Below are 22228 nucleotides of genomic sequence, written 5' to 3' on the forward strand. Positions count from 1 at the left end.
ATCATTCAGCCTCGATCCCCTCGGGCAGAGCGTCCGGGGCGAACAGCGAACACCTCGACGAGACCCCGGCCGAGCGACACCGGCTCCACGCTCTGCTGCGCGACTTGCGCACCGAGACTGCGCCTGCGCCGCTGTCCGGCGTCACTTCCAGACGCTCGCGCTGCTCCTGACAGCCCGGCCTGTCACCGTCGATCTCGACATGTGCATGCGGTCTTGACCGTCGGCGGCCTATTGCGTACGTTCCCGGCGAGCATGTTGGACGACGGCAACGCCCGGAGGCGGCTTTGACAGAACAGTCCAGCACCACATCGACCTACCCAGACCTTCCTCCCGGACCACACGGCACCCCCTCACCCGACCTGGCACGCCGGTACGCCGAGGCGCCCATGGAGTCGGCCACGCTGCCGAGCGGCGACCGGGTCCCCATGATCGTCCGGTACGCGGATGTCCGCAGCATCCTCACCTCATCGGCCTGCAGCCGCAACCTTCGGGAGCCCGGCCTGCCCAGGATGGTCCGCGGCCCGTTCCTGGACGACGACCCGGCGGCGTTGATGAACCAGGATCCACCGGAGCACACCCGCTACCGCCGCATCATGCACGGCACGTTCACACCCAGGCACATCGAACGCTGGCGGCCCCGCGCCGCGACCATCGCCGGCGAGCTGATCGACGCGGCCGGCGACACGTTCGACATGGTCACGGACTTCGCTCTGCCCCTGCCCGCGCGGGTGATCTGCGAGATGCTCGGCGTGCCGATGGACCGCTTCGACCAGGTCCGCGGCTGGACCGAGATGTTCCTGTCCACCTCGCAGGCGAGCGCCGAGGCGAGGGCCGAGGGACTCGCCGCGTTCATGGCCTACGCACAGGAGCTGATCGAGCACCACCGGACCGAGCCTGGCGACGATCTCATCGACCTCCTCATCGCGGCACGCGACGAAGGAGACAGGCTCACCGAGGACGAGCTGACCAACATGGTGTTCACGCTCATCCTGGCCGGACACGAGACCACTGCCGCGATGATCGTCCGGGGCACGTTCCGCCTGCTGTGCCACCGCGACCAGTACGCCGAGCTCGCCGAGCATCCGGAGCTTGTGGAACCGGCGGTCGAGGAGATCCTGCGCCACGAGGCACCCGGCAGCAACGGCATGCTCCGGCGGATCACCGAGGACGTCGAGCTGTCCGGCGGGACCATCCCGGCCGACACGGTCGTGCTGCCCAACCTCTGGGCCGCCGACCACGACCCGTCGGCGTTCCAGGACCCGCTGCGGTTCGACGTGCACAGGCTCACCGGCGCCCAGTCCACCCCGCACTTGGCGTTCGGTCACGGCCCTCATTACTGCCTGGGCGCGAACCTGGCCAGGATGGAACTGCAGGAGGCGTTTCACGCCCTGGTGACGCGCCTGCCAGGCCTGCGCGCGCAGGAGGACCTGTCGACCGTTGTGTGGAGCGACGGGTTCGTCTACCGGCCACTGCGACTGCTGGTCAAAGCCGGCTGAGATCGCTGCGGCAGGACGCCTTTCCAGCGCGCGGTCCTCAGGGGTCAGGCTTGCTGGCCGACATCGTCAAGCTGGAGCGGGTCAAGGCGGTCGGTCTGCCGGCCGCGTTGTTCGAGGGGGTATCGGAGAAGGTCGTGGCGGGCTGGCGGGCCCGGGCGATGAAGATATACGCGTCCGATTTCGAGGACAACCGGGACGTACGCTCGACATGAGCAAACAGTTCGACCTCGGGCCAGGGCCGGGCGCTGAGGGTCAACAGTCAGGTGATCCGCTATGAGCGACGAACGCTCTTGGGGTTCAAGACAACGTTCAGGCTGCCCGGCGCTTGACCTCAACTGTGGTTGAGGACCCAGAATCGCTGACGGCGGGCGGCGCGGCCGGATGGGCCGGTCGGAACGCGCCCGCATGTCCTGGATTCAATTTCCTCCCAACCATGGAGATGTTGTCATGACCAAAGCCGTCGTCATAGGCGCCACCGGCAATCAGGGCGGCGCGGTCGCCGACCTGCTTCTGGAACGCGGTCACGAGGTGGTGGCGTACGTACGCTCGGGGGAGTCGCCAGCCGCGAAGGCGCTGTTAACCCAGGGAGCGCGACTCGCCATTGGCGACCTCGCCGATCCCGACGCGCTCCAGCAGGCCTGCACGGGCGCTGACGCGGTTTTCGGCCTGTCGGTGCCGTTCGGCGAGGGCGGCAAGGATGAGGAGGTCGCGCAGGGACGCCTGCTCGTCGATACCGCCGCTCGCCTTGACGTCCACCTGGTGTACTCCTCTGTGCGGGGCGGTGACCGGCTGGTGGCCACCAACGTCGACCACGCCGACAGCAAGCAGCTCATCGAGACCTACCTGCGCGAGCGGGCGGTGCGCGCGACGGTGCTCGGCCCGGTGTACTTCATGGAGAACGTGCTCAACCTCGGCTTCAGCCGACTCGGTGATGGCATGCTCGCCAATCCGCTGACGCCCGGCAAGCCGCTCGACCAGGTGAGCGTTCTGGACATTGCCGGCATGGCCGTACATGCCATCGAGAACCCCGACGAGCTCGTCGGCGAGCGGATCGACATCGCCTCCGATCGCGTTACTGGACAGGAGGCAGCCCGGATTCTGAGCGAGGTGCTCGGCCGGGAGATCCCCTACCAGCAGATGCCGCTGGACATGGTGCGGCAGTGGGCCGGCGAGGAGGTGGCCACGATGTTCGAGAACTTCGAGAACAACACCGATTTCCTTGACATCAAGACTCTGCACGCCCGGTACCCCGCCGTGCGCTGGCACAGCTACGCCGAGTGGGCCAAGACGGTGGACTGGGACAAAATCCTAGCGGGCTAGATCAGCCTGCACCGGGACGGGACGGGACGGGACGGGGCGGGGCGGGGCATGGCCCCGGACTGACAGGTCGGGAAGGACGGGTTCCGCTGGCCACAACGCGGAATCCGTCAACTCATCCTGAACACCGACACCCAGCCTTTTAAGGATCAAGGCGGGTTCACACAGGAGCTTCAACCGGCGGCGGCCCGTTCAAGTTCGCTCTCGTCGAGTAGGGCGGTGGCCAGGCCGATGCGGTCCATCACCTGTACCCGGCTGAAAGGTGCTGGAGGAACTGGCCGCCAAGGCCAAGGCTTACGAGGCGTCCACAGCCCGGGTCGGTAGGCCGGCCACGACAAACAAAACACCACCCCCGCTCGACTACGTCCTGTCCAGGGTCTTCTTCGGCTGGCGGGGTACGGTGTCGCCCTTCAGATGCCCGTACACCGTCGAGCGCGGCACCCCGAACAAGTCCGCGATCTGCTGGACGGTCTTGTCCCGCGTGTCATACAGCTGCTGGGCGAGGGCGGCCTGGTCGGCGGTGAGCTTGGGCTGGCGTCCGCCGACCCGGCCGCGGGCGCGGGCGGAGGCCAGGCCGTCCATCGTGTTGGCCACGATCAGCTCGCGCTGCAGCTCGGCCAGGACCGACAGCATGCCGAACATCGCGCGGCCCTCCATCGTGTCGGTGTCGATGCCCTGCTCGATCACATGCAGTCCCACCTTGCGTTCGCGCAGGTCCGCCCCGAGGGTGACCAAGTGCAGGACTGAGCGCGACAGCCGGTCCAGCCGGGTGACCTTCAGCGTGTCGTAGAACGCCCGATCACCAGACGGGAACCAGGCGTTCATGGCTGCCTACAGCGAAGAGAGACGGATGCACTTACATCTGGTCGAACTCGCCGCCCCGAGCCACCCGGTCTGCCCGAGGGGCGGCGAGCCACCCTGCAGGCGGTGACCGCGCACTGCACCCTGCACAACTCCCTCCGGCAACAGCCCGAGGTGGCCATCAAGACGCGGCCGACCCGGAGGACGTCTGACGGCACATCGTTCTCACTCCCGTTGTTCTCAATCCCTCGAAGGGGCCGTCAGGCGCCGAAACCGATCGCGAATGCTCGCCCGAGGTAATTCCAGACCTGCACGGTCAGTACGCCGCGGGTCGCGGCCTCGGGCCCTTTCCGTTCGATCCGGGCGTAGATCGACGACATCATGGCCGGTTCTCCGCCCGCCAGGTCCCGCATCACTGCGGTCCATCGCCGGGCCAACTGCTGTACTGCGGGATCGGCCGGATCCGTTCCGCCCTCGATGTGCGTCTGGAGCTCGGCGACGATCTCCGTGCCCTGCCGTTGCCATTCGGCGAACCTGTCGGGGAATCCGAGCTCCAGGTGTCGCTGTTTCGCCTGCGCCAGTTGCTCGGGCGTGAAGTCGTTCGCCTGCACCATTGCCTCCATGGCTTCGATGAGTTGGTCGATCGACGGCTCGGTGGCCCGCAGGATGGCCTGAAGCAGAGCCGTGAGCCGGATACGCAGGTGGCGCTGCGCCTCGATGGTTCGCTCGATCCAGGCGAGCTGGGCACGTACCGCCGAGCCGAGGCCATCGAGGTCGCCGTCGAGCGACTCGGCGATCTGGGCCAGCGGCATGCCGAGCTGGCGCAACGCGAGGATCCGGTAAAGCCGGCGGACGTCGTCGTCGGTGTACACCCGGTGCCCGGCCGGCGTACGCAACGTCGGCACCAACAGCCCGATCCGGTCGAAATGGTGCAGGGCACGGACAGTGAGACCCGTCGCCGCGGCAAGGTCGCCGATCTTCCAGCATCGCTCATCCATGGGGATCACCGGATCGACGGTATTACCTGACGCGACGTCAGACGCAAGCCCGAACGTCGCCGATTTCTCCTGCTTGCACCTGACGCGACGTCAAGCAGCAGCATCCCTCGCGGATCCTCTGGGCGGGCCGGTGCGCGGCCAATCCGCAACGGCCTCCCCGATCACCTTCGAAACGGAGAAAGCGATCATGCGTTTCAGAACTTCCGGTGGGCGAACCCGCAGGGCCATGGTCGGCGTCGGCGTCGCGATGTCCACCGCCTTCACTGGTCCGGCACACGCCGGGACGCAGCACACCCCGAACGTCACCGAGTTTCCCGTCACGCCCAGCTCCGGCCCGACATTCATCACTGCCGGCCCGGGCTGCACCGTATGGTTCACCGAACTGACCGGCAACCGGATCGGCCGCATCCGCAACGACGGCAAGGTCACCGAGTTCCCGATCCCGACGCCGGACGGAGCTCCACTCGACGTGACCGCCGGCCCGGACGGCGCCATGTGGTTCACCGAATTCCTCGGCAACAAGATCGGCCGGATCACCGGCACCGGCGACATCACCGAATTCCCGATCCCCGCCCCCGACAGCCGCCCAGAGGGCATCGCCACCGGCCCGGACGGAAACCTGTGGTTCACCGAAGGGGCCGGCGGCAAGATCGGGCGTATCACCGCTTCCGGCGAGGTCACCGAGTTTCCGATGCTCACCTCTGGCAGCTCGCCGCACGCCATTACGGCAGGCCCGGACGGCGCGATGTGGTTCACCGATCCGGGCGGCAACCGGATCGGCCGCATCACCCTGACCGGGCGGATCACCGAGTTCACGCTTCCGGCACCGAAGAGCAGCCCGCACCGCATCGTCACCGGCCCGGACGGAAACCTGTGGTTCACCGAGCGCGCCGTCGACCGGATCGGCCGCATCACGCCGGGCGGCCGGATCACCGAGTTCCAGCTCACCGAGGGCCGCCTCCCTCTCGACATCGCCCCGGGCACGGGCGGAGACCTGTGGTTCACCGAGCGCGCCGCCAACTGCATCGGACGGATCACGCCAACTGGGAAGATCGCCGAGTTCGCAGTGCCCACCCCCGGCAGCGATCCCCTCGGCATCACCGCGGCCGGCGGCACGACCGTCTGGTTCGCCGAAGGCGCCAGTGACAAGATCGGCCGCCTTCGCGCCCCGCACCACGCCCGCCACGGCCACACCGGATGCCCATGAGGCCGGAACGCCGGCTACCGTGGACGGCCGTGCCGGTCAGGCGCTCGCACGAGCCTGACCCCGCCAGCGCAGCAGTCGCACACGTTCGGTGTCGCCCAGCAGGTGCACCCGGCGGTAGAGCACCAGGTTGCCGACGGCCTGGCTGCGACGGCAGGCGATCGCGCGCCACTGGCGGGTTCAGTCGACGTCAGCCGCACATCCAGCGCTCACAGGGTCAGCCACACTGTATTCGATCTTGGAACGTCGTGATCACGGACTCTCCTCGGCGATGGTGCAACTGACGGCGTGGGAGAAGTGCGACACCCCCAGGTGGATGGGGGAACCGTGGCCCCGAGGTCGTCAAGCTGGGCGAGTTTATTTCTCGCGGTCATGATCGCCACCATGCGGTGCCGGCCTCTTCCGGCCTGAACATCGCCGCACACGCGAGAAGGCACAGTAACGCAACCTCGGCCGGCTGTACGTCACGCGACCTTGGATCGGCTATTTGGTCCAGCTCGGACTGGCTCATTCTGCAATTTGAGATTGCGGAAATCTTGACTCGTAGATCGTTGACCTGCGAAACGCCATCGTAGATCCCAGAAAGACTTCCCGTAGATCCTTAAACGATCAATAATTGAAGTTAGCAAATGTCCGAAGCGCAAGCACCAAGGAGGCAACCGTGAAAACCATCCACCGTGCCGCCAGGCTGGCACTCGGCGCGACAGCTGGACTGGCACTCGCACTGTCCAGCACCACAGCGGCCACAGCGGCGACCTGGGAGTTACGCGACTTAAAGCAGCGAATGTGCGTCACGCCGAGCAGCGGCCACCCCAGCACGTACTTCGTGGCCGCAGTCGTCGGAAGCTGGTCGACGACCGTCCAGATCGGGCTGCGGAACCTGCCCCCCGGTTCGACCAGCGCGGGCGGCACGGCGATCGCACCCGGCTCCAATTACCCCAACCCCGACAACGGGGCGACGACGATAAACGGCTTCGTCCAGATATCGATCGCGCCGCTCCCCGCCGGCGTGTACACCCCGCTGCTGACGGCCTCGGACGGGACAGAAACCCAAACCACCCCCGTCACGATCAACGTGAAGCAGAACTGCTACTAGCTAGCTCCAGTGACGCTTCGCGGTCTTGAGGGATCGGGGTCACCTGGCGACGGCCACCGCGTGATCATTTGGAGCTTGTACAGGCAACCAAGATCGCGCGGCGGCCGCGAGCCACAAGAACACGTGGGAGGCCCCAGCCCTGTTCCTCAGCTCAGGTGTGCGGGGATTCGCATCCAGTCGTCGGGCAGACCGGTGATCGCCCGGCCGCTGGTCATGCGCAGGCCTGCGGCGGCGCAGCAGTAGGCCACGGCCTGGCGGTGGTAGAGGTAGGTGGTGAGGATCTCCTCGGCGGAGGCGTCGGGGGAGACAGTGCCGCCACCAGGGTGGGTGTCCCGTTTCTCGACAACGCCGTCGCGGGCAATGCTCCCCTGGTTGCCGCTCCTGGGGTTGGCGTAAAGCGCGTAGCAGACGGTGCCGGCCGACAGGCGCTCAAGGACTCGGTTGCTGCACGGGAGGGCGCCCCATTGCTGGCTGACGACGCATCCGCCGGGCACTTCGGTGATGCCGACGGTGGTGCGGGAGTCCATGCTCAGATCCTCGTCGCCATCCTCGTAGGCCTGTTCGGCCTCCAGCCGTCGTACGGCTTCGGCCATGCCGATCCCGGCGACGCAGACCAGGCCCAGCCCCTCGTACTCGAGTTCGCCCAGCGCGTCGATCAGGCGTCTGGCCTCCGCAACAGCCGCGGTCTCGGTGGCGGACAAGGTGGGCCGGTCTGGCGGGAGGGGGAACAGGTCGGGGGTGGGACTGGCCAGGCTGAGCCTTCCGGGCGTCCAGCCGGACATCATTGGACGCCACGGGTCGGCACCGGCGGCGAGCAGGGCGAGGGCGTTGTCGGGGCGGTTGGCGAAGACGGCTCTCCAGAGTGCGGTGTGGCCCTGGTGCTCGGCGTCGACGTCGTCAACGCGAGCGGCCAACTCCGGTATCACCTCGGGTGAGCCGAGCTCGGCTGCGGCATGTAACGGCCGTCCGTGGTAGTGCACACCCGCGTTCGGATCCGCGCCGGCGTCGAGGCGCGCGCGTATCAGGTGGGCATCCGCCCAGTCGTCCCAGCCGGTGCCGAACCAGTCTGCGCCGCCGGTGGCCATCATGATCACTCCTTAGGGTTCGTACGAGACGGATGTCCGCCATAATGGCGTGCGCGACAGACAAATCTCCTCAGGGAACGCATTAGTCCTGGCCGGTGGGTCTGCCAACGGCGCAGGCGCAGTGCGAGCGGTCCGTGCGCCGGATGGATCGTGACGGCTCAGATGCGCTTTCGGATCTCCGGCACGGGGTTGACCAGTCAGCCGCGCCCGAAATGCAAGGGAAAGGCATAGACGCCGGTAGCGGGTGCGTAGCCACGTCCGGGCTCGGGCTTCCCCGTGCGCGGTGTTGCAGGCAACAAGGCGAACTCTCGGGATACAAGCCGAGTTGAAGCCGGTTTCGATGAGTTGCCGCCGAGATCAGTGCGCTCCAACCAGCCGACCAGGCGAAGCGTTCTTGGAAGGCGGTCCGAGCGGAGCGAGGTCCTTCAGGGGGCGGGCGTCAGCCCGCCTGGGAGATCGTCCGGAGCGAAGCGGAGGGCCTTTGAGGGTGGCACCTCAGTAAGCAGCCCACGCGGCACCCCCGGCCCCTAATATCACTCCTGTCCGTATAGGCCCCGATATCGGAGGAAGCAGTGGGCGACCCCGGGACCGAGAACACGTCTGGACGTGGCGGTCCGGTGACGCTGCTCGCGGACCGTTACCGGTTACTGTCCCCACTCGGCCAGGGCGGCATGGGCATCGTCTGGCGGGCGATGGACGAGCTGCTCCGGCAAGAGGTGGCCATCAAGGAGGTCCGGCTGCCACCGGATCTCGACGACGCGTCCCGGACCGCCTTGGCCGAACGCACACTGCGCGAGGCCCGAGCCGCCGCGCGGCTGCGTTCCCACCCGTCGATCGTCACCGTGCACGACGTGGTCCTCGACGGCGGCCGGCCGTGGATCGTCATGGAGCTGGTCCACGGCCGTTCCCTCGACCGGGTCGTCCGCGACGACGGCCCGCTGCCGACGCAGCAGGTCGCCTGGATCGGCCTGCGGATGCTCGACGCGCTCGGGGCCGCGCACGCGATGGGCGTACTGCACCGGGACGTCAAACCCGCCAACGTCATGCTCACCGATGACGGGCGGGTGCTGCTGACCGACTTCGGGATCGCGACCGTCGCCGGGGACGCCGCGCTCACCCAGACCGGCCTGCTCACCGGCTCGCCCGGCTACATCGCCCCCGAACGCCTGCGCGGCGAACCGGACGGCCCCCTCTCCGACCTGTGGTCGCTCGGCGCCACGCTGTTCACGGCGGTGGAGGGCGGCCCGCCGTTCGCCCGCGCCAACGCGGCCGCCGTGATGGCGGCCGTCCTGATGCAGGAGCCCGCCCCCGCCCGGCTGGCCGGGCCGCTCGGCCCCGTGCTCGCCGCGATCCTGGAGAAGGATCCGGTACGGCGCTGCGCCCCCGGCCAAGCGGCCGACTGGCTGAACGGCATCGCCCAGGGCGCCCCCAGCACCGACCCGGCCCTGCACCGGGAGCGGACCCAGACCGGCCCTGTGCGCAAGCGCAGCCGCCTGCCCCTCATCCTCCTGGGCGCCGGGCTGGCGGTCGTGCTGGCCCTGGCCGCAGGGGTGGTGGTCTTGGTGCGGGTCCTGCCGAACCTCAACACCACGTTCACGTTCAGCGAAACGATCGGCGACACCCCCACCCCGGCCCCGACGTCCCGCTCGACGGGAGGCACCCGGGCGCTGTTCGCGCGCGACTTCGAGGCGTGCGGCCTGCTGACCAACGCCCAGGCGCGCTCGTTGCTCGGCGGTACGGTGAAGCGCTCATTCCAGACCGCTGCCGCCTGCATGTGGACCAGACCCGACAACGGCGCGTTCGTGAGCGTCACGGCGAACCGCCTGGCGGATGTCTCGACCGCGCGCATCTCCCAGCAGTACACGGTCAAGACCATGAAGGAGGAACCGAAGCGCAACCCGGGGACCAAGGTCCGCAAGGGCCCGGCCGTCGGGGACGAGGCGTTCAGTTACACCCGGGGCGAATCCATCGTGGGAACGATCTACCGGACCCAGATCTCGTTCCGCGTGTCGAACGTCTGGGTGATCATCTACCACACGGGCCGGCAGCCGGGCTTCACGACCGCCGACCGCACGGCGAAACTCGTGGCCAAGTCCCTCGATCGGCATCGCTAGCCTTCTTCCTCACGACGACTTACAGCCTCGGTGCCGGGGAGAGACCGTTTCCGCCTTGGTCGACGAACTTATGTTCGATCAGTTGCCGCCGAGGTCCGACCGCGCTCCAACCAGCCGACCGGGCGAAGCGTTCTTGGAAGGCGGTCCGAGCGGAGCGAGGTCCTTCAGAGGGCGGGCGTCAGCCCGCCTGGGAGAGCGTCCGGAGCGAAGCGGAGGGCCGTTGTGGGCGGGTGGGCGTCAAACGGCCAACCACCGAATCGGGTACCGGGTGGGAGAAAGAACGCCCGGAGCGAAGCGGAGGCCCTTTGAGGGCGGCACCCCGGCCACCACGGACCGTCGCGTGACGAACCGCACTAGTCTCACCCCATGGTGACGAAGAACTCGCACTGCTCCTTCTGCGGCCAGGCGTTCGCACCCGGCCAGGCGTGGCCGCGGGCCTGCGCCGGCTGCGGCAACACCGCCTACCTCAACCCGCTGCCGGTCGCGGTGCTGCTGTTGCCGGTGGACGACGGCCTGCTGGTGGTCCGCCGCGGCATCGAGCCGCACCGGGGCGAGCTCGCCCTGCCCGGCGGGTTCATCGACGTGGGCGAGAGCTGGCAGCAGGCCGCCGCCAGGGAGCTGTACGAGGAGACGGCCGTCGTCGTCGACGCGGATCGGGTCCGGCTGTTCGACGCGCACAGCGCTCCTGACGGCACGCTGCTGGTCTTCGGCCTGGCGCCACGGACCATCTCGGCCGCCCTGCCGCCGGTCGTGCCGACGGCCGAGACCATGGAGTGGCTGGTCATAGACGGCCCGCGGGAGCTGGCATTCTCGCTGCACACCGGGGTCGTCTCCGCGTACTGGGAACAGCGCTCAGCCTTTCACTGAGCCGGCGAAACTGAAGGAACCGGCGAGGTACTTGTTCACGGCGACGTAGAGGACCACGGCCGGGGCCGTGTAGATGATCGAGAAGGCGGCCAGCTCACCGTAGGCGACCTGCCCGTACTGCGAGAAGAAGGTGTAGACGGTCACCGCCGCCGGCTGCTTCTCCGGCGTGTCGAGCAGGACGAACGGGGCGAAGAAGTTCCCCCACTGGCCGACGAAGACGAAGATGGCGACGACGGCCACCCCGGGTGCCATCAACGGCCCGACGATCCTCAGCAGCGACTGCACCCAACCGGCCCCGTCGACCCAGGCCGACTCCTCCAGGCTCACCGGCACGCCGTCCATGAAGTTCTTCATCATCCAGATGGAGAACGGCAGCGAACTGGCGGCCAGGAACAACACCATGGCCGGCACCGACCCGTACAGGTTGAACCGGAAGAACATCGAGTAGACCGGCACCATGATCGCCGTCACCGGCAGGCCCGTGGTGAACAACAGCGTCAGCATGAAATGCCGTTTGAAACGCAGGGTGTAACGGGAGAGCGGGTAGGCGGCGAGCCCGGCGACGATCACGGTGAGGATCGCGGTGCTGCCGGAGATGAGGATCGAGTTGATGATCGGGTGGTAGATGGTCTCCCAGGTGAGCACCGCGCTGAAGTTCTTGAGCGAGAACTTGAAGGTCGGCTGCGCGGCGAGGTTGGCGTCGGGTTGCAGCGAGGCGAGGATCACCCACAGGAACGGGCCGAGGAAGGCCAGCGCGATCACCGCGAGCGAGACGAGTGCCGCGCCACGGGCGGCCAGGCGCGTCATCAGGTGTCCACCTTGATCAATCGCAGGTACACGAGGGAGAACGCCGCGCCGATGGCCAGCATCACCAGGGCCATCGCACTGCCGTAGCCGATCTCGAAGTAGCGGAACGCCTGCTCGTACATGTAGAGCGGGGTGGTCTGGCTGGCCGTGCCCGGACCACCGCCGGTGAGGGCGTAGATCAGGCCGAAGCTGGCCAGGGTCTGCAGCGTGATCAGCATGAGGTTCGACAGGATCGAGCGGCGGATCAGCGGCAGGGTGATGTGCACCAGCCGCCGCCAGGTGCTCGCCCCGTCCACCGCCGCCGCCTCCAGCAGCTCCCCCGGTACGTCCGAGAGCGCGGCCGAGTAGACGAGCATGGAGAACGCGGTGCCGCGCCACACGTTGGCCAGGATGATCGCGATCATCGGCGCGGTGAACAGCCAGTCCTGAGAGAGGCCGAGGGCGTCGAGCGCCTCGTTGAGCGTGCCCTCCTCGGCCAGGAACGAGTACCAGCACGCCGCCGCGACCACCTCGGGCACCACCCAGGCCGCGATGACGACACCGTTGACCACGCTCCTGACCACCCTCCCCCGTCCCCGCTGGAGCAGCGCGATGATCAGGCCGAGGGTGTTCTGCCCGATGACGGCCGAGCCGATCACGAAGACGAAGGTCAGCAGGAGCGAGTTGCGGAAGTCCTCGTCGCCGAACATCTTGACGAAGTTGCCCATGCCGATGAACTGCGAGTTCACCGACGCGGCGCCGGTCAGCGTCTCGTTGGTGAAGGCGATGTAGACGCTCCACAGGATGGGCCCGACCATGAAGATCACGAACAGGATCAGGGCCGGCCCGAGCGGCAGCAGCCAGCGCAGCGTACGGCGGGCCCGCCGGCCCGGCTCCCCCTTCCCGGGGGAGCCGGCCAGCCGTGGCGGCGTCACGGAGGTGACGGTCATGGGCCGGAGATCACCTTGTCGGGGCCGCCGACGACGCCGGGCAGCGCGGCGGCGTAGTCCTTGGCCGCCGCGTCCGGCGCCTTGGAGCCGGTCGTCATCGCCTCCATGACCTTCTGCACCTCGGCCGAGACCTTCGGATAGACCTCGTACGCCGGGCGGTAGTGGGTGACCGAGGCGAGGTCGGTCCAGAACTTCACGCTCGGGTTGTCAGCGGAGTACTTCGGGTCGGCGGCCACGTCCTTGCGGGGGGCGAGGTCACCCGTGCCGACGGAGTACACCAGCGTGTTCTCCTTGTTGGTCGCTATGGAGATGAAGTCCCAGGCGTCCTTCTTGTCCTTGGCGTACGAGCTCATCGCCATGACCCAGCCGCCTGACATGCTGACCGCGCCGGGTGCCTCGCCGTTCTGGGTCGGCATGGGGGTCCAGCCCATCTTCTCGGTCCACTGCGGCCACGGTTTGGTGCTGGTCGGCTTCCAGGCGGCCGCCATCCAGGCTCCGTCGAGGTCGATGCCGAGCTTGCCGTTGGGGAACCAGTCCTGCCCGATCTTCTCCCCCAGCTTGGGGTTGAACGCGTCGGCCTGCTTGGGGCCGAGGTTCTCGCGGTAGATCGTGTTGATGAAGCCGAGCGAGTCGGTGAAACCCTTGCCGGAGGCGACCCACTTCTTCTGAGTGTCGTCATAGAGGGTGCCGCCGGGGGTGCCGTAGAGCAGCATCTCGAAGCCCTGCATGGTGGCGGCCTCGCCGTGCGGCTTGGTGGAGTACATGCTGAAGGGGACGACGCCGGGGACTTTCTGCTTGATGGCGCGGGCCGCGGTCAGCACGTCCGCCCAGGTCTTGGGCTGCCACGGGGTCTGGATGCCGGCCTTGGCGAAGATGTCCTTGTTGTACCAGAGCCCTCGGGTGTCGGTGCTGATCGGGACGCCGTAGATCTTGCCGTCGGGGCCCTTGGCGGCCTGCTTGACCGAGTCGGGGTACTGGGTGGCCCAGTCGGGCCAGGTCTTCAGGTAGTCGTCGAGCGGGGCCAGCTTGCCGGCGGCGACGTCGGCGTTGACCTGGAACGTGTCGTGGAGGTACACGTCCGGAGCCGATTCGGCCGAGCGGTTCAGCAGGGCGAGCTTGGTGTAGTAGACCTCGTTGTTGCCCTGGACCGCGGTGAGCTTGATCGTCACGCCCTTGTGCGCGGTCTCGTACTGCGTCTTGGCTTGTTTGAGCATCTTCTCCAGGTGCGGCCAGGAGGGTTCCACCTTGTAGAGGACCTCGATCTCCTTGGCCCCACTGCTGCTCTTGTCTTGCGTGTCCGCACCACACGCTGTAGCTGCTACCGCGACTGTCAGGATCGAGGCCACCATCGCTCGTCTCATCGGACTCCTATCTCGCCGATCCCCGAACGCGTTAACTGGGTTGACGAGACGGTAAATCTTTTTGATTTATTAAGTCAACGATGGAAGCCCCGAAGACACCGGGAGCCATACATGCAAATGGGGACAAATCTCCCTAAAGTGGGTCACTTTAATCGTGCGGTCGTGCTGGAGGCGATCCAGGTTTCGGACGGCATCAGCCGCGTCCAGATCGCCGGGCGGGCCGGGCTCACCGCGCAGACCGTCTCCGTCATCGTGCGCCGGCTCCTGGAGGAAGGTCTCGTCATCGAGGACGGCTCGCTCCCGTCCCGGGGCGGCAAGCCGCGCACGATCCTGCGGGTGGATCCCACCGCCGGATACGCCGTCGGCATCCACTTCGATCCGGGCGAGATCTCGTACGTGCTGGCCGACCTCGCGGGACAGCCGGTCGCCAAGCTGCACGCCGCCGTACGCCCCGGTCCGGCGCCCGACGCGGTCATCCGCCAGATGGCCCGCACGGCCCGCAGGATGCTGCGCGAGGCGGACGTGCCCGACCACAAGGTGCTGGGCATCGGCCTGGCCTGCCCCGGCCCGCTCGACGCCGACGGCATCATCAACGTCCCGCCCCGCCTGACCGGATGGGATCACGTGCCCATCAAAGGCCTGCTGGAGGAGTACGCCGGCTTCCCGGTAACCGCCGACAACGACGCCACGGCGGCGGCGATCGGCGAACGCTGGGCCGGTGTGGCCCGTGCCACGCCGAGCTTCGCCTACCTGTATCTGGGGACCGGCATCGGTGGCGGGCTGTTCCTGGACGACCAGATCTATCGCGGGCGTTCTCTCAACGCCGGCGAGTTCGGCCACATCACGGTGGCGCCGGAGGGTCCCGACTGCTACTGCGGCAATCGTGGCTGCGTCGAGGCGGTCTGCTGCCCGAGCGCGATCGAGGAGACCGTACGGGCGTGCCTGTCCGAGGGCGCCGAGAGCACGCTGAACGCCGAAGGGCTCGACCACGCGGCGATCTGCGCGGCGGCCGCGGTCGGCGATCCCCTGGCCGGCGCGGTCATCGGCCAGGTCGCGGCCCGGCTCGCCGACGCCGCCGTGAGCATCGTCAACATGCTCGACATCGATCTGGTGGTGCTGGGCGGGCCCGCCATGCGCGAGGTCGCGCACGTCTACCACCAGGTGGTTTCCGCGGCCGTGGCCACCCGGCCGCTGGCCCGCCGCCTGCACACGGTCCAGGTCGAGCTCTCCCCCATCGCCGTCGACGCCGCCGCGATCGGGGCCGCCTCCCTGGTCTTCCACGCCACCTACGCCCCTCGGCTCAGCACGTTGCTGAATCGGTGATCTGCTACGGGTGTACGGTGCGTGCGCGGACGACGTGGCCGGCGCGGATCTCCACGTCGAGCAGCGCCGCGTCGTCGAGCGGGCAGCGCAGGGCGAAGGCCGTGTCGTCGAACCGTCCCGTTTGTCGCTCCCATTCGAGCCGGACCACGGCGTCGGCGGCGGACTCGGGCGACGGTACGGGGTACGGGTCCACGGGGCGGCCCCACGGCGCGCTCACGCCCTCGATCCGCGCCAGGTAGAGGCGTCGCAGCCACACCGGCGTGGCGAGTTCGGCGAGCACGGCAAGCGCCGCCGCGTCGTCCGGCACCACCACGTCAGCCCTCTCACCAAGGGCGGCCTGCGCAGACGGGTCGACGCGCAGGACCGTCCCCGTGCGGCCGTCGGGCGCCGGGACCAGTAGCCGTCCTGAAGGACGCGCCGGGTCGAGCGGGGTGATCGCGCCGGACGACACGCCCGAGGGACTGCCCGCGTCGGGGGTCGCGTCCGAAGTCGCGGAGCGTACCGCCCCGACCAACTCGCCGAGCGTGGCGCAGACCACGGTGCCCCCGGTGGGACGGACGACGAGCCAGCCGCCGGCGGTGGGTGAGACCCGTAGCCCGGGGGACGGTCGCACGCGGGTCACCGCGCGAGCCACCGCCGCACGGGCGGCCGGCCCGGCGACCCAGGGACGTGCCCAGTCGGCGTCGCCGCGCTCACCGCATCCGCCGCACATCAGCCGTCACTCCCCGGCCCGCTCACACCGCACATCAGCTGTCCCTTCTCCTCGTCCAGCCCGCAATCCCACGGGCCCGCACTCTCCCGGGCCCGCGCTCCCCCACGCCCGCAAACCCCCGCCATCAATTACGGCATGACGTCGCCCGAGTTGGGCCCGAGGGTCTGGCCGACGTAGAGGTTGCCGCCGGGGTCGCTGGCGAGCAGGACCGCCGTGGGCGCGATCTCCTCCGGGCGGCCGAAGCGGCCCAAAGGCAGTTCCGCGCGCTTGGCGGCCTTCCACTCGTCGGTGATCCCGGCGACCATCGGGGTCTCGACCGGGCCGGGCGCGATCGCGTTCACCAGTACGTTGTGCTCGGCGACCTCGAGCGCGAGCGACTTGGTGAGCCCGATCACCCCGGCCTTGGCCGCCGAGTAGTGGCTGAGCGAGCGGCCGCCCTTGATGCCGAGCTGGGAGGCGATGTTGACCACCCGCCCCCAGCGCCGCGAGACCATGTGCGGCACGACGTACCGGCAGCAGAGGAAGACCCCCGTGAGATCGACCGCGATCGTCTCCGCCCACACCCGCGGGTCCATCTCCACCAGCGGCGCCTCGGTGAGGATGCCGGCGGAGTTGACCAGGACGTCGATCCGGCCGAACCGGTCCATCACAGTTGACACGGCCGAAGCGACGGAGCCGGGATCGCTGACGTCCACCGCCACATGCCCGGCCGCCCCGATAGAGGCGGCCGCAGCCGAGGCGTCCAGGTCCGCGAGGACGACCTCGGCGCCCTCACGGAGGTACGCCTCGGCGATCGCGCGGCCGATGCCGCTCGCGCCACCGGTGACCAGGGCGGTCCGGTGTTCCAGGGCAGGCATGGGGTTCCTCCTCAGGCGGGCATGCGGACGGTGAGCCCGCCGTCGACGACGATGTTCTGGCCGGTGATGTAGCCGGCCTCGGCCGAGGTGAGGAACCGGATGACGGAGGCGACCTCCTCCGGCCGTCCGACCCGGCCCCACGGGATGTCCCGCCCGGCGCGGGCCAGGCCGTCGGGGCCGAGCGAGTTCACCGGGTCGGACGACTGCGGGGTGACGATGAGGCCGGGGATGACGGCGTTGACGCGGATCTGCCGGGGGGCGAGTTCCACCGCGAGGCTCCGGCACAGCCCGAGCACCCCGGCCTTGGCGGCGGCGTAGTGGGCGTGTTCGCCCCAGCCGTACACGCCGCCCGCGATGGAGGACACCGCGACCATCGCGCCGGCGCCGCTCATCCGGACGGCGGCGGAGCGCAGGGTGCGCAGCACGCCGGTCAGGTCGACCTGCAGCATGTCGTCCCAGGCCGCGTCGGTGAGCTCCGCCAGCGGGGCGCGGCGCAGCACGCCCGCGTTGGCCACCGCGATGTCGAGGCGGCCCCACTCGTCGACCGCGCGCTGGGCGAACGCCTCGACCTGCGCCGCGTCCCGTACGTCGACCTCGTGCACCACGCCCGTGCCGCCGGCTCGCTCGACCTGCTTGAGGGTCTCGGCGGGGTCGTGCGGGTCGCCGGGGTAGGTGCCGATGACCGTACGGACGCCGCAGGAGGCGTACGACACGGCCAGCGCGCGGCCGATGCCGCTGGCGGCGCCGGTGATGACGGCGACCCTGGAGTCGAGGGAGGTCACAGCGCGGGCACCTTCCGCGCACCGAACATCACGAAGCCCGACAGGAACGTGCCCAGCGCGCCGACCAGCAGCGCGCCCTGGTTCCAGTCCGAGCCCGCGACGAGCATCGCCGTGATGATCGCGCCGGCCGCGATGGCGCCCGGCTGGCTGATCGCGTTGATGAACGAGGTGCCCGTGGCGCGGCAGCGGGTGTCGTAGCACTCGCCCATGTAGAACAGCATCGCCGAGTACGGCCCCACCAGGAAGAACATGCCCAGCGAGTAGAGCGCGACCACGGCGACCGTGCCGCTGGCGACGAGGAGCATGAGCGCGAAGATGACACCGGACGCCATCCAGCCGAACGCGATCACGTTGCGCCGGCCGAACCGGTCCCCGGCCCAGCCGTGGAAGACGTACCCGAGGTAGCCGACCGCGTTGATCACGATGAACATCAGCAGCGAGTTGGTGAAGCCGACGTTCTTGCCCTGGGTGAGCACCGTCGTGCCGAGCACGCTGAACACCTGGATGCCGAACCAGTTGACGAACCAGGCGAACCCGAGGACGAGCGTGTTGCGCAGCGCGGACCCGCGGAAGATCTCCTTGAACGGAGCCGCCTGGCTCTCGGACACGCCGTACTCGCGGGCGAGAGCGGCCGCCTCCTCCACACGGAACTCCTTGCGCAGCCGGTCGATCTTCTGCTGCAGCTCGAACTGGGGCGTCTCGCGCAGGCCGCGCCGCAGGAGCGCGATCACGATGGCGGGGAACGTCGCCAGCAGGAAGCAGCCCCGCCAGCCGACCAGCGGGAGGAAGACGGCGATGAACGCCGCGGCCAGCAGCACGCCGAGCGGCCAGCCGCCCTGGACCAGGCTGTAGATCAGCCCGCGGCGCTTCTTGATCTTCTCGTCCTCGGTGACGGCGTAGATCTCGTTGAGGTACGTCGCGTTGACCGACTGCTCGGCGAGCCCGAGCCCGCCGATGGACCGGACGCCGACCAGGTAGGCGGCGTTCATCGTGGCGGCCGACACCGCGGAGGCCAGTGCGGTGCCCGACACGGTGAGGATCATGCCTTTGCGGCGGCCCAGCCGGTCGACCAGCGGCCCCACCCCGAGGACGACGACCGCGGTCCCCACCGAGATCAGCGTGGAGATCAGGGACGCCTCCGCCTGGGTCCACTTGAACTGGCCGGAGATCTCCGGCAGCAGCGTGCCGAACATGATGTAGTCGTATACCGCGAAGATCCAGGCGAACAGCGCGATCACGGTGGCCTTGCGCGTCTGCCGTACCCCGACGCGAGGGAAGGGCCGGGTGCCGGTTTCCGGGACGCCCGAAGAGGTCGTTGTCATGGAGATGGCCTTTCGGAGAAAGAGATCGGGGGGTGTTCGCGCGTGCGTCATCGCCGGACCGGCATGAACGGCGCGGGGCCGTTATCGGGGTGAGCGGGCCTTGAAGTCGTCGGCGATCTCGTCGAAGGTGGCCCAGCGCACACCCTCGTGGCCGTTGATGTACTCGATGAGCCGCTCGTGCATGAGCAGGCTCTGCGGCCGGCCCGAGACGTCGGGGTGGATGGTCATGGTGAAGACCGCGTAGTCCGATTCGCGGTACACCCAGTCGAACTGGTCCCGCCACATCTCTTCGAGGTGGCGCGGGTTGACGAAGCCGTGGCTGTTCGGGCTGGCCTTGACGAACATCATCGGCGGGAGGTCGTCGAGGTACCAGTTCGCGGGGATCTCCACCAGGTCGGTCTCCTGACCACGCTCCAGCGGCTTCATCCACTCGGCCGCCGGGCGGGAGTAGTCGATCTTCGTCCAGGAGTCACCGACCCGGACGTAGTACGGGGTGAAGTCGTTGTGCATGAGCGAGTGGTCGTACTTGATGCCCCGCTCCAGCAGGAGTTCGTTGGTGACGGGCGAGAACTCCCACCACGGGGCGACATATCCGGTCGGCCTGCTGCCGGAGTACTTCTCGACCAGGTCGATGCAGTGGTCGAGGATCGCGCTCTCCTGGTCGCGGCTCATCGCGATCGGGTTCTCGTGCGAGTAGCCGTGCACGCCGACCTCGTGACCGCCGGCCACGACCATGCGGGTCTGGTCGGGGAAGGTCTCGATGGAGTGGCCGGGGATGAACCAGGTGGTCCGCAGGTCGTACTTCTCGAACAGGCGGAGCAGCCGCGGGACGCCGACCTCGCCGGCGAACAGCCCGCGCGAGATGTCGCACGGTGAGTCCTCCCCGCCGTACGAGCCCAGCCAGCCCGCGACGGCGTCGACGTCCACGCCGTACGCGACGAGAATCTCCTTGGGCATGGTCACTTCGTCCTTTCGATCGGAGAGGGGTTCCAGGTCCGCGAGCGCAGCTCCTCGCGTACCCGGATCGGATCCCGGTGGCAGCCGAGCAGCGCGCTGAGCAGGACGCGGGCCTGCGGTGAGCGCAGGGTTCCGGTGGGGATGGCACCGGCCTCGACGAGATCGGCGCCGCCGCCGTTGCCGTACAGGGCGGCGACGGGCCCGGCGTCGACCCGGGTGGACAGGGCGACCACGACGTCGGCCTCGGTGATCCGGGCCACCTCGTCCCTGATCCGGGGGTTGGCGTTGCCCGCCCCCAGCGCCTGGAGGACGACCCCGGTGGCGCCCGCGTCGACCACCGCGCGCAGCGCGGCGTCGTCGCAGCCCGGGTACAGGGCCACGATGTCGGTACGGACTCCGTCGAGGTCGAACGCGTCCAGGTCGAGCGGCTTGGCCCGGGCGGGCGTCATGAGGATGTTCGCCTGGCCGTCACGTACGCGACCCAGCGGCCCGCTGTCCGGCGCGGAGAACGCCGACGAGGCCAGCGTGTGGGTCTTGCGGGTGCCGGAGGCGGCGAAGATCTGGCCGTCGAAGCCGATCAGCACCCCCAGACCGCAGGCCCGGCCGCCCGCGGCCACCGCGATCGCGTCGGCGAGGTTACGCGGGCCGTCGCCGTCCGCCGCGTCGGCCGGCAGCTGCGCGCCCGTGAACACGACCGGCCGGGGGTCGTCATGGAACAGATCGGCCAGGTAGGCGGTCTCCTCCATGCCGTCGGTCCCGTGGGTGACGACCACGCCGAGCACGTCAGGATCGGTGAGCGCCTCGCGGACCCGCACCGCGACCTCGCGCATGTCCGCGAGCGTGAACAGGTAACTGCCCGCGCACAGCACGTCCATCCCGTCCAGTTCCACCCCGGGATCGACCGGTAGGCGCCCGAGAAGTTCGCGCACCCGGTCCTGGGCGAGACCCACTCCTTTCCCGTCGCGACGGGTGGCGATGGTCCCTCCCGTGGACAGGACGATGACCTTGGACACTCGCTGGCCTCCTCATTACCCAAACGTTTGCGCCAAACGTTTGGTAGCATCTGACCTGCGCCTACGAGATGTCAAGAACTTCACGTTAAAATCAAGAAAACCCAGCCAGCGGAAGCCGAGGGACATTGGCTGCGAAGAGGGCGCGACCGGTGACGCTGCAGATGATCGCCGACCAGCTCGGCCTGCACGTCTCCACGGTGTCGCGAGTGCTGCACGCGAAGCCCGGCGAAGGGCTGAGAGCCGCGTCGAGCCCCACCGTCGAGCGGGTGCGCAAGCTCGCCGACGAGCTCGGCTACCAGCGCAATCCCCATGCGATGAGCCTGCGCACCCAGCGGAGCAACCTGATCGGCGTGCTGGTCCCCCGGCTGTCCGACGTGGTGCTGGCGACCATCTACGAGGGCATCGAGGAGGCGGCCGCCGAGCTGGGCCTGTCGACGTTCGTCATCAACACGCGCGATCAGCCCGACGTCCAGCGCGCCCGGACGGAGATGGTCCTCGGCCGGCGGGTCGACGGCATGATCTTCGGCGACGCGCACGCGGACTCGGGCTTCCTGGACGAGGTGGCCGCGCGCGGCGTCCCGTTCACCCTGGTCAACCGGCGGGCCGGGCAGCATCCGGCGGTCGTCTGCGACGACTATCTCGGCGGCCGGATGGCGGCGGAGCACCTGCTGGAGCTCGGGCACGAGGAGGTGGCGATCGTCGCCGGCGAGCCGTACGCGAGCACCGGCATCGACCGCACCGCCGGCTTCGTCGAGAGATTCCGTGAGGCCGGGCTGCGGATCCCCGAGCACCGGATCGTACATTCACGCTTCGACGCGCGAGGCGGTCGCGAGGGGACCGAACGTCTCCTCGCGACGGGCCCGCTTCCGTCAGCGCTCTTCGTGGTCAACGACTTCGGCGCCATCGGCACGATCGGCGCGCTGCGCGACCACGGGCTGCGGGTCGGCGCGGACATCGCGGTCGTGGGCTTCAACGACACGCCGCTCGCCGCCGAGCTGCCGGTCCCGCTCACCTCGGTCCGCTCGCCCATGCACGAGATGGGCCGCCGCGGGCTTCACCAGCTCGTACGCGTCCTCGAAGGCGAGCCCGGCGAGACCGAGCTCCTGCGTCCGCGGCTCATCGTCCGCGCGTCGAGCGACCCGGAGCTGTACGCCGGGCTCATGCGGAAGATGGCCACGACCTGATAT

At 68.9% G+C, this 22228-nt stretch carries 21 protein-coding genes; 9 read left to right on the forward strand and 12 right to left on the reverse strand.

Features of this window, described 5'->3' with window-relative positions; genetic code table 11:
- Window positions 1–284 precede the first annotated feature (284 nt).
- From KME78_RS03480 to KME78_RS03490, 3 genes are all read left to right on the forward strand, one after another.
- Window positions 285–1496 carry a cytochrome P450 gene (locus KME78_RS03480; RefSeq protein WP_246650374.1) on the forward strand — a complete coding sequence of 404 codons (1212 nt, stop codon included), beginning with the start codon at window positions 285–287 and terminating at the stop codon, window positions 1494–1496.
- A 50-nt stretch (window positions 1497–1546) separates the two neighbouring features.
- Window positions 1547–1708, forward strand: coding sequence for a hypothetical protein (locus KME78_RS03485; protein ID WP_219527276.1), 162 nt, complete (start codon window positions 1547–1549; stop codon window positions 1706–1708).
- Window positions 1709–1943: 235 nt separating this feature from the next.
- Window positions 1944–2816: an NmrA/HSCARG family protein gene (locus KME78_RS03490; protein WP_219527277.1), complete on the forward strand. Its 873-nt coding sequence runs from the start codon at window positions 1944–1946 to the stop codon at window positions 2814–2816.
- A gap of 357 nt (window positions 2817–3173) precedes the next feature.
- Here the strand turns inward: KME78_RS03490 and KME78_RS03495 are convergent, their stop codons facing one another.
- Together KME78_RS03495 and KME78_RS03500 are read right to left on the reverse strand one after the other, a co-directional pair.
- On the reverse strand, window positions 3174–3638 hold the full coding sequence (locus KME78_RS03495) for a recombinase family protein (protein WP_219527278.1): 465 nt from the start codon (window positions 3636–3638) through the stop codon (window positions 3174–3176).
- A 236-nt stretch (window positions 3639–3874) separates the two neighbouring features.
- Window positions 3875–4612 (reverse strand): MerR family transcriptional regulator, encoded by a 738-nt coding sequence (locus KME78_RS03500; protein ID WP_246650427.1) that lies wholly within the window; start codon window positions 4610–4612, stop codon window positions 3875–3877.
- Between KME78_RS03500 and KME78_RS03505 the strand changes: the two genes are divergently transcribed.
- Both KME78_RS03505 and KME78_RS03510 read left to right on the forward strand, forming a co-directional pair.
- Complete coding sequence (locus KME78_RS03505; RefSeq protein WP_246650375.1) at window positions 4611–5819, forward strand: Vgb family protein; 1209 nt, start codon at window positions 4611–4613, stop codon at window positions 5817–5819. The two genes, KME78_RS03500 and KME78_RS03505, sit on opposite strands and share 2 nt — an antisense overlap.
- A gap of 658 nt (window positions 5820–6477) precedes the next feature.
- Entirely contained in the window at window positions 6478–6912 is a 435-nt protein-coding gene (locus KME78_RS03510; RefSeq protein ID WP_219527280.1) for a DUF5980 family protein, read from the forward strand.
- Window positions 6913–7058: 146 nt separating this feature from the next.
- On the opposite strand, the gene KME78_RS03515 is transcribed toward KME78_RS03510, so the two are convergent.
- The gene (locus KME78_RS03515; RefSeq protein ID WP_219527281.1) at window positions 7059–8000 is read right to left on the reverse strand and encodes an ankyrin repeat domain-containing protein; all 942 of its coding nucleotides are present in this window, start codon (window positions 7998–8000) and stop codon (window positions 7059–7061) included.
- Window positions 8001–8614: 614 nt separating this feature from the next.
- On the opposite strand from KME78_RS03515, the gene KME78_RS03520 reads away from it, so the two are divergent.
- Together KME78_RS03520 and KME78_RS03525 are read left to right on the forward strand one after the other, a co-directional pair.
- Entirely contained in the window at window positions 8615–10111 is a 1497-nt protein-coding gene (locus tag KME78_RS03520; protein WP_308126796.1) for a serine/threonine-protein kinase, read from the forward strand.
- Window positions 10112–10477: 366 nt separating this feature from the next.
- Window positions 10478–10978 (forward strand): NUDIX domain-containing protein, encoded by a 501-nt coding sequence (locus KME78_RS03525; RefSeq protein ID WP_219527282.1) that lies wholly within the window; start codon window positions 10478–10480, stop codon window positions 10976–10978.
- On the opposite strand, the gene KME78_RS03530 is transcribed toward KME78_RS03525, so the two are convergent.
- Genes KME78_RS03530 through KME78_RS03540 form a run of 3 tightly spaced genes read right to left on the reverse strand, consistent with a single transcriptional unit; the run spans window position 10964 to window position 14075 of the window.
- Window positions 10964–11785 (reverse strand): carbohydrate ABC transporter permease, encoded by an 822-nt coding sequence (locus KME78_RS03530; RefSeq protein ID WP_219527283.1) that lies wholly within the window; start codon window positions 11783–11785, stop codon window positions 10964–10966. The two genes, KME78_RS03525 and KME78_RS03530, sit on opposite strands and share 15 nt — an antisense overlap.
- The gene (locus tag KME78_RS03535) at window positions 11785–12714 is read right to left on the reverse strand and encodes a carbohydrate ABC transporter permease (protein ID WP_219527284.1); all 930 of its coding nucleotides are present in this window, start codon (window positions 12712–12714) and stop codon (window positions 11785–11787) included. Before KME78_RS03535 ends, KME78_RS03530 begins: the two co-directional genes overlap by 1 nt.
- Window positions 12711–14075: an extracellular solute-binding protein gene (locus KME78_RS03540; protein WP_219527285.1), complete on the reverse strand. Its 1365-nt coding sequence runs from the start codon at window positions 14073–14075 to the stop codon at window positions 12711–12713. The genes KME78_RS03535 and KME78_RS03540 overlap by 4 nt, the downstream gene beginning before the upstream one ends.
- Window positions 14076–14237: 162 nt before the next feature.
- Here KME78_RS03540 and KME78_RS03545 point away from each other — a divergent pair, with 162 nt between their 5' ends.
- A complete protein-coding gene (locus KME78_RS03545; RefSeq protein ID WP_219527286.1) occupies window positions 14238–15398 on the forward strand; it encodes an ROK family transcriptional regulator in 1161 nt (386 codons plus the stop codon).
- Window positions 15399–15402: 4 nt separating this feature from the next.
- Here KME78_RS03545 and KME78_RS03550 read toward each other — a convergent pair whose 3' ends face one another.
- From KME78_RS03550 to KME78_RS03575, 6 genes are all read right to left on the reverse strand, one after another.
- Complete coding sequence (locus KME78_RS03550; protein WP_219527287.1) at window positions 15403–16110, reverse strand: hypothetical protein; 708 nt, start codon at window positions 16108–16110, stop codon at window positions 15403–15405.
- 128 nt (window positions 16111–16238) lie between these two features.
- Window positions 16239–16967 (reverse strand): SDR family NAD(P)-dependent oxidoreductase, encoded by a 729-nt coding sequence (locus KME78_RS03555; protein ID WP_219527288.1) that lies wholly within the window; start codon window positions 16965–16967, stop codon window positions 16239–16241.
- 11 nt (window positions 16968–16978) lie between these two features.
- Complete coding sequence (locus tag KME78_RS03560; protein WP_219527289.1) at window positions 16979–17749, reverse strand: SDR family NAD(P)-dependent oxidoreductase; 771 nt, start codon at window positions 17747–17749, stop codon at window positions 16979–16981.
- Window positions 17746–19071 carry an MFS transporter gene (locus KME78_RS03565; protein ID WP_219527290.1) on the reverse strand — a complete coding sequence of 442 codons (1326 nt, stop codon included), beginning with the start codon at window positions 19069–19071 and terminating at the stop codon, window positions 17746–17748. The genes KME78_RS03560 and KME78_RS03565 overlap by 4 nt, the downstream gene beginning before the upstream one ends.
- A gap of 81 nt (window positions 19072–19152) precedes the next feature.
- Window positions 19153–20028, reverse strand: coding sequence for a polysaccharide deacetylase family protein (locus tag KME78_RS03570; protein WP_219527291.1), 876 nt, complete (start codon window positions 20026–20028; stop codon window positions 19153–19155).
- 2 nt (window positions 20029–20030) lie between these two features.
- Window positions 20031–21041 (reverse strand): asparaginase, encoded by a 1011-nt coding sequence (locus KME78_RS03575; protein WP_219527292.1) that lies wholly within the window; start codon window positions 21039–21041, stop codon window positions 20031–20033.
- 149 nt (window positions 21042–21190) lie between these two features.
- Between KME78_RS03575 and KME78_RS03580 the strand changes: the two genes are divergently transcribed.
- Complete coding sequence (locus KME78_RS03580) at window positions 21191–22225, forward strand: LacI family DNA-binding transcriptional regulator (RefSeq protein ID WP_219527293.1); 1035 nt, start codon at window positions 21191–21193, stop codon at window positions 22223–22225.
- Window positions 22226–22228 lie beyond the last annotated feature (3 nt).

Source organism: Nonomuraea guangzhouensis (assembly GCF_019396345.1).
In the GTDB taxonomy this organism is placed as follows: domain Bacteria; phylum Actinomycetota; class Actinomycetes; order Streptosporangiales; family Streptosporangiaceae; genus Nonomuraea; species Nonomuraea guangzhouensis.

What these genes read in the sequence shown, in the direction of transcription:
- KME78_RS03490 (WP_219527277.1), top strand. Translation starts at nt 1,944, where the DNA reads ATGACCAAAGCCGTCGTCATAGGCGCCACCGGCAATCAGGGCGGCGCG.
- KME78_RS03495 (WP_219527278.1), bottom strand. Translation starts at nt 3,638, where the DNA reads ATGAACGCCTGGTTCCCGTCTGGTGATCGGGCGTTCTACGACACGCTG.
- KME78_RS03505 (WP_246650375.1), top strand. Translation starts at nt 4,611, where the DNA reads ATGGGGATCACCGGATCGACGGTATTACCTGACGCGACGTCAGACGCA.
- KME78_RS03500 (WP_246650427.1), bottom strand. Translation starts at nt 4,612, where the DNA reads ATGGATGAGCGATGCTGGAAGATCGGCGACCTTGCCGCGGCGACGGGT.
- KME78_RS03515 (WP_219527281.1), bottom strand. Translation starts at nt 8,000, where the DNA reads ATGATGGCCACCGGCGGCGCAGACTGGTTCGGCACCGGCTGGGACGAC.
- KME78_RS03525 (WP_219527282.1), top strand. Translation starts at nt 10,478, where the DNA reads ATGGTGACGAAGAACTCGCACTGCTCCTTCTGCGGCCAGGCGTTCGCA.
- KME78_RS03530 (WP_219527283.1), bottom strand. Translation starts at nt 11,785, where the DNA reads ATGACGCGCCTGGCCGCCCGTGGCGCGGCACTCGTCTCGCTCGCGGTG.
- KME78_RS03535 (WP_219527284.1), bottom strand. Translation starts at nt 12,714, where the DNA reads ATGACCGTCACCTCCGTGACGCCGCCACGGCTGGCCGGCTCCCCCGGG.
- KME78_RS03540 (WP_219527285.1), bottom strand. Translation starts at nt 14,075, where the DNA reads ATGAGACGAGCGATGGTGGCCTCGATCCTGACAGTCGCGGTAGCAGCT.
- KME78_RS03550 (WP_219527287.1), bottom strand. Translation starts at nt 16,110, where the DNA reads ATGTGCGGCGGATGCGGTGAGCGCGGCGACGCCGACTGGGCACGTCCC.
- KME78_RS03555 (WP_219527288.1), bottom strand. Translation starts at nt 16,967, where the DNA reads ATGCCTGCCCTGGAACACCGGACCGCCCTGGTCACCGGTGGCGCGAGC.
- KME78_RS03565 (WP_219527290.1), bottom strand. Translation starts at nt 19,071, where the DNA reads ATGACAACGACCTCTTCGGGCGTCCCGGAAACCGGCACCCGGCCCTTC.
- KME78_RS03570 (WP_219527291.1), bottom strand. Translation starts at nt 20,028, where the DNA reads ATGCCCAAGGAGATTCTCGTCGCGTACGGCGTGGACGTCGACGCCGTC.